General features: G+C 71.6%; 4 protein-coding genes and 1 pseudogene. 3 read left to right on the top strand and 2 right to left on the bottom strand.

The window, feature by feature from the left end:
• Nucleotides 1-635, top strand: a 635-nt coding sequence (locus ACFFNX_RS45170) for a MaoC/PaaZ C-terminal domain-containing protein (RefSeq protein ID WP_378212457.1), incomplete at its 5' end; no start/stop codon positions are given.
• 72 nt (nt 636-707) lie between these two features.
• Here the strand turns inward: ACFFNX_RS45170 and ACFFNX_RS45165 are convergent.
• Entirely contained in the window at nt 708-1,148 is a 441-nt protein-coding gene (locus tag ACFFNX_RS45165) for an Lrp/AsnC family transcriptional regulator (protein WP_378212455.1), read from the bottom strand.
• Between the two features lie 183 nt (nt 1,149-1,331).
• Between ACFFNX_RS45165 and pdhA the strand changes: the two genes are divergently transcribed.
• Both pdhA and ACFFNX_RS45155 read left to right on the top strand, forming a co-directional pair.
• Nucleotides 1,332-2,429: a pyruvate dehydrogenase (acetyl-transferring) E1 component subunit alpha gene (gene pdhA / locus ACFFNX_RS45160; RefSeq protein WP_378212453.1), complete on the top strand. Its 1,098-nt coding sequence runs from the start codon at nt 1,332-1,334 to the stop codon at nt 2,427-2,429.
• 1 nt (nt 2,430) lies between these two features.
• Nucleotides 2,431-3,447 carry an alpha-ketoacid dehydrogenase subunit beta gene (locus ACFFNX_RS45155; RefSeq protein WP_378212452.1) on the top strand — a complete coding sequence of 339 codons (1,017 nt, stop codon included), beginning with the start codon at nt 2,431-2,433 and terminating at the stop codon, nt 3,445-3,447.
• A gap of 8 nt (nt 3,448-3,455) precedes the next feature.
• On the opposite strand, the pseudogene ACFFNX_RS45150 reads toward ACFFNX_RS45155, so the two are convergent.
• Nucleotides 3,456-3,580 (bottom strand): annotated as a pseudogene (locus ACFFNX_RS45150) (IS110 family transposase); the annotation flags it as partial.

The raw sequence follows: 3,580 nt of genomic DNA, 5'->3' as shown, positions 1-3,580 counted from the left end.
GCTCGCCGCTGCCGGTCCTCGTGCACGGCGGCCCGGGGCGGGCCGCCGGCGACGAGGAGCTCGGCGGCGCCCGCGGGGTCCTGCACCACATGCAGCGCACCGCGGTCCAGGCCTCCCCCGACCTGCTCACCGCGATCACCGGGCGGTGGACGACCGGCGCCGCGCGCAGGGAGTCCGGCGTCCATCCCTTCCGGAAGTCCCTGGCGGACCTGCGGATCGGTGACGCGATCACCTCCGCGCCGCGCACGGTCTCGCTCGCGGACATCGACCACTTCGCCGAGTTCACCGGCGACACGTTCTACGCGCACACCGATCCCGAGGCCGCCGCGCGCAACCCGCTGTTCGGCGGCATCGTCGCCCACGGGTACCTCGTCGTGTCCCTCGCCGCCGGGCTCTTCGTCGACCCGGCCCCCGGGCCGGTCCTGGCGAACTTCGGCGTCGACGGGCTGCGTTTCCTCACCCCCGTGAAGGCGGGCGACACGATCGAGGTGGCGCTGACCGTCAAGCAGATCACCCCGCGCGGCGGCGCGGACTACGGCGAGGTCCGCTGGGACGCCGTCGTGACCAACCAGGAGGGCCGGCCGGTCGCCACGTACGACGTGCTCACCCTCGTGGCCAAGACCTGGCCGGCCTGAATGCGACGGGACGGGTGGCCGCGCCGTAGGCCGCGTCCGTGAGACGCGCGCACGCCGGGCGCGCACCGCACCTCACGCCCTGCCCCAATCCGCGCCCCGGCCGCGGGCCTCGTCGAACACCAGCCACGTACGGGTGGCGCGTACTCCGGGGACGTCCTGGATGCGTTCGAGCACCACGTGCCGGAGCGCCGCGTTGTCCGGCGCCCTGACCAGGACCAGGACGTCGTAGTCGCCGCCGACCATCGCGAAGTGCTCGACGTAGGGGATGTCCTGGAGCCCGGCCGACACCGCGCGCCAGGCGTTCTGCTCGATGGTGACCGAGACGTACGCGCTGGTGCCCAGGCCCGCCTTGTGCGACGCGAGTTCGATCGTGAAACCGGTGATCACTCCCTCGTCCGTCAACCGGGAGAGCCGTGCGTAGGCGTTGGCCCGGGAGATGTGGACGTGCTCGGCGAGCGCCCGTACCGAGATCCGTCCGTCGCGCAGCAACGCGGCGATGATCGCGCGATCCACCTCGTCCAGCGGACCGGCAGAACGTCCCGCCAAGCCCCCGCCAATGCCCTCTTCGGACGACATTCGGTCCACCCCAAGCGCACTTGAGACCTATTTGTCGCTAATTGTGCCTGATGTCTTGAACGGTTGACCCTCGAAGCGGACGCTGCTGCTGTCAAACGTCCAGAGAAAGGGAGCGTCGCCATGTCCGTGCGGACAGATCACGAAGTGGTCGACGGCCTTCTTCCTTCACCCGTTCCGGTGCGGTTCGTCGCCGAGAACGGCACGGCCGTCGAACCGCCTGCCGGTTACTCGGCGCCAGAGGACGAGCGGTTGCTGGAGGCGTACCGCCGGATGGTCCTGGGCCGGCGCTTCGACCGTCAGGCGACCGCGCTGACCAAGCAGGGCCGGCTCGCGGTCTACCCGTCGAGCCGCGGTCAGGAGGCCTGCCAGATCGGCGGCGTGCTCGCGCTCCGCGAGAACGACTGGCTGTTCCCGACCTACCGCGACTCGATGGCTCTGATCGCCCGTGGCATCGATCCGGTCGAGGCGCTCACCCTGCTGCGGGGCGACTGGCACTGCGGGTACGACCCTGCGGCCACGCGCGTCGCGCCTCAGTGCACGCCGCTGGCCACCCACACCCTCCACGCGGTCGGCATGGCCGAGGCGCTCCGCCGCAGGGGCGAGGACGGCGTCGCGATGGCCTTCATCGGCGACGGCGGCACCAGCGAGGGCGACTTCCACGAGGCGCTCAACTACGCCGGGGTCCTCCGCTCCCCCGTCGTGTTCTTCGTGCAGAACAACCAGTACGCGATCTCGGTGCCGCTGGCCAGGCAGACCGCCGCGCCCGCGCTCGCGTACAAGGGGATCGGCTACGGCGTCCGGTCCGAGCAGGTGGACGGCAACGACCTCGTCGCGACGCTGTCCGTCCTGACCACGGCGATGCGCCACGCACGGGCGGGCGGCGGCCCGTTCCTGGTGGAGGCGCACACGTACCGCATGGACCCGCACACGAACGCCGACGACGCCGGCCGGTACCGCGATCCGGCGGAGGTCGACCGGTGGGAGTCGGCCGACCCCCTCGCCCGCCTGGAGACCTATCTGCGCGACCGGGGGCTGCTCGACGCCGAGGGCGTCGCCTCGGCGCACGAGGCCGCCGAGGAGTTCGCCTCCGGTGTCCGGGACCGGATGAACGCCGACACCGAGTCCCACCCGTACGAGCTGTTCGACCACGTCTTCGCCGATCCCACGCCCCAGTTGCGTGAGCAGCGGGCGTCGCTCGCGGCCGAGTTGGAGGACTGACATGGCCGCGATGACGATGGCGCAGGCGCTGAACGCCGCGCTGCGGGACGCGCTGGGCGCGGACGAACGCGTTCTCGTCTTCGGCGAGGACGTGGGCCCGCTGGGCGGGGTCTTCCGCATCACCGACGGGCTGACCAAGGAGTTCGGCGAGGACCGGTGCTTCGACACTCCGCTGGCCGAGGCGGGCATCGTCGGTCTCGCCGTGGGCATGGCGATGGGCGGTTTCCGGCCCGTGGTGGAGATGCAGTTCGACGCCTTCGCCTACCCGGCCTTCGAACAGATCGCCTCGCACGTGGCCAAGATGCGCAACCGCACCCGCGGCAGACTGTCGCTGCCGATGGTGATCCGCATCCCGTACGCGGGCGGCATCGGCGGCGTCGAGCACCACTGCGACTCCAGCGAGGCCTACTACGCCCACACGCCGGGCCTGAAGGTGGTCACGCCCGCGACCCCGGACGACGCGTACTGGCTGCTCCGCGACGCCATCACCGACCCTGACCCGGTGATCTTCATGGAGCCCAAGCGGCTGTACTGGTCCAAGGGCGAGACCGATCCCACCGCTCGCCGGGCCGCGGGGTTCGGCCGGGCGACGGTACGGCGCGAGGGACGCGACGCGACGCTGGTCGCGTACGGCCCCGGCGTCCCGGTGGCGCTCCAGGCGGCCGAGGCCGCGGCCCGCGACGGCATCGGCCTGGAGGTCGTGGACCTGCGCACGCTCGTCCCGTTCGACGACGAGACCGTCGTGTCCTCGGTGCGCAGGACGGGTCGTTGCGTGGTGGTCCAGGAGGCCCAGGGGTTCGCCGGGGTGGGCGCGGAGGTCGCGGCGCGCGTGCAGGAGCGCTGCTTCCACTCGCTCGCCGCCCCCGTACTGCGGGTCACGGGCTTCGACATCCCCTACCCGCCTCCGAAACTCGAGCACTCGCACCTGCCGGACGCCGACCGGATCCTCGACGCGGTCGACCGGCTGCAGTTCGACGACGAGCCCGACGTCCTCCACCTGGACCGGGAGGCTTGCTAATGCTGTTGTCAAGCCGCAGCGGTGACCGGTGGTGCGAGTTGGTAGCACCGTCCGTCGCGCAGGAGCGCCCACAGGACGTTGACGCGTCGCCTGGCCAGGGCGAGCACCGCTTGGGAGTGGTGTTTGCCTTCGG

This window comes from Actinoallomurus acaciae (genome assembly GCF_042429965.1).
Lineage (GTDB): Bacteria > Actinomycetota > Actinomycetes > Streptosporangiales > Streptosporangiaceae > Actinoallomurus > Actinoallomurus acaciae.
The sequence above is the reverse complement of the archived record's forward strand: the minus strand, read 5'-3'. Positions and strand labels throughout refer to the sequence as shown.